Genomic DNA, 2935 nt, shown 5'->3' with positions numbered 1-2935 from the left:
GATGATGAATTAACGCTTTGTCGTGCTGCAGCAAAACTGATCAGTCACGGTGTGCCCATGCAGTTATCACACTTTTATCAAGGCTCTATTTTTAGCAAGCTTGTAGAGCAACAATAAGAAGAAATGTAATGGAAGATATTGCAATTATAAGTATTTCGTCGCTTTTTCCCGGTGCTCATACACCAGATGCGCTTTGGCAGAAATTACTCGAAAAACAAGATTGCCGTAGCGAAGCTACAAAAGCGCAGATGGGTGTAGAACCTTCGCGTTTTTATGGTAAGAAAGGCGATGATGATAAGTATTACTGCATGAATGGCGGTTACATCAATGATTTCCATTTTAACCCGCAGGGTTACTTGCTTGATGCTGATTATCTTGCTGCGATGGATGATTTGCACCAATGGGTTTTGCACACCGGCAAGCAAGTGATTGACCAAGCCGGCTATTGGGGCAGTGATATATTGTCACGAACTGGCGTGATCATGGGTAATTTATCCTTCCCGACCAAGAAATCTAACCATTTATTTTTGCCGCTATACCATCAGGTGGTGAATGATAGTTTGCAACAAGGCTTAGGTGAAAATTTTCAGCTGTCGCATTTTACCGATAGTCAAACCGTGCATGCCGATAATGGTTTAATTGCCGGTTACCCCGTTTCATTGCTGGCAAAAGCTTGCGGTTTAGGCGCATCACACTTTGCACTCGATGCCGCTTGTGCGTCAAGCTGCTATGCCTTGAAGCTGGCTTCAGATTATTTACAGACGGGTAAAGCCGATATGATGTTGGCTGGTGCCGTCTCTGCTTCCGATCCTATGTTCGTGAATATGGGCTTTTCGATTTTCCAGGCCTATCCCGGTAATAATATCTCAGCACCGTTAGATACTCGGTCGGAAGGTCTGTTTGCCGGCGAGGGTGCTGGCATGATGTTATTAAAGCGTCATAGCGATGCGGTTCGTGATGGCGATACTATTCAGGCCATTATAAAAGGTGCAGCTTTATCCAATGATGGGAAGGGTGAGTTTGTTCTAAGCCCGAATACCAAAGGTCAGGTGTTGGTGTATGAGCGTGCTTATGACGATGGCGAAATAAACCCTGATGAAGTTTCTTATGTCGAGTGCCATGCAACGGGTACGCCGAAAGGTGATCGTGTTGAGCTTGGCTCCATGGAAAGCTTTTTCTCGCGTACTAATAGCAAGCCCTTAGTTGGCAGTGTTAAGTCTAACCTCGGTCATTTACTGACGGCTGCGGGTATGCCCGGTGTGACCAAGGCGATCTATAGCCTTAAAGAAAAAACCGTGCCGGCCACAATTAATATTGAGCAAGCCAATAGTTCAAAAACAGGCTATTTTTCAGCTAATGAAATTGTTCAGGAAACCACCGCCTTACCACGTAAACAAACCGATAAAGCCAAAGCGGCAGTGAGTGTATTCGGTTTTGGTGGCGCCAATGCGCATGTGATTTTAGAAGAGCCGCACACGCAATTACGTCGAAAAACATCAACCGTGAAAGCCAAACAGCCTTTAGCTATTATTGGTATGGATGCACATTTTGGTACAGCTGATAATCTCAATCGCATCGCTAAATGTTTGCAAACAAAAAGCCATGCGTTTTCGCCATTACCCACCTCACGTTGTAAGGCTTTGGAACAAAATCCTACTTTATCGAGATTATTGGGTATCTCTAGCCAAACTCAGGCCGCGTTTATTGACGATTTTGAAATTGATTTTTTACGTTACAAAATTCCGCCAAATGAAAAAGACTGCTTAATTCCACAGCAGTTATTGATGATGCAAAACGCCGATAGTGCAGCTAAAGATGCAGGCTTAAAAGAGGGTGCAAATGTTGCTGTATTAGTCGCCATGGGCGTGGAGTTAGAGTTACATCAATATCGCGGGCGGGTAAATCTTGCCTCGCAAATTGAAGATAGTTTAGACGCACAGGGCATTGCTTTATCGCAAGATGAAAAACAAAGTTTAATTACTATCAGTAAGGATGCCGTCGCATCAGCTGCCCAGCTAAACCAATATACCAGCTTTATTGGGAATATTATGGCTTCGCGAATCTCGGCATTGTGGGATTTTTCAGGGCCAGCCTTTACCGTATCAGCAGAAGAAAATTCAGTCTATCGCTGTGTTGAGCTGGCTGAAACTTTATTTCAAACTTCAGATGTTGAAGCCGTGATTGTTGCTGCGGTTGATTTAGCGGGCTCGATTGAGAACATATCCTTAAGGCAGAATACAGCGCCACATTTTACCCGTTTAGCCTCAAGCTATAGCGAAGATATTTTGCAGCAGGACGGCTTTATTCCAGCGGATATGGCCGGTAGTTTTGTTTTAAAACCTGTTAGCCAGCTGACTGCGGAAGACTCTAAACGCCAGTATGCACAGATTGATGCGATTAGCTTTAGTCAAGACTTTTCGGCTGAGGGCTTGGCGCAATGCTTACAAGCAGCGGCAGGTGATAAGCTGGCTAGCCTTGAGTTGATTGAGGCACATGCGTCGGGTTTTGCTAAAGAAATGGCGATTGAGAAAGTTGCGCTGCCCAAGATTCAGGCAAAAACACAAGCTGCCAACATTGATTCCAGTAAGCGTGTATTTGGCCATGGTTTTGCCGCATCGGGAATGGCATCAATTATCGCACACGCGATCCATCAAAATCATTTTGCTCGTGCTAGCCTGATCTCAGGTCTTGGCCGTGACCAAAGCTGTGCCGCTTTATGCATAAGCTCACCGGGCAATAAGCGTGCATTAGGGTATCAAATCGATCCAAATACTAAAGCGAAGCCGCAATTATTAAAATCTGTAAAACTTGGCGGCGCATCTATTGCGGCAAGTCTGGCACAGTCTATCGCAAGCTTAGATGCGAACACACGTGATGCGATAATAGCGAAGATTGCTGGAGCGAAAAATACAAATTCGCAAGCCTTGGATATGAG

1 protein-coding gene is annotated in these 2935 nt (G+C 44.9%); it reads left to right on the top strand.

The window, feature by feature from the left end:
- Positions 1-128 precede the first annotated feature (128 nt).
- Positions 129-2935 (top strand): 3-hydroxyacyl-[acyl-carrier-protein] dehydratase FabA (locus HRU21_09080; protein NRA42444.1); only part of this gene is annotated, 2807 nt, incomplete at its 3' end.

This window comes from Pseudomonadales bacterium (assembly GCA_013215025.1).
Classification (GTDB): Bacteria; Pseudomonadota; Gammaproteobacteria; order Pseudomonadales; family DT-91; genus DT-91.
This window is presented reverse-complemented; position numbering and strand designations above follow the sequence as displayed.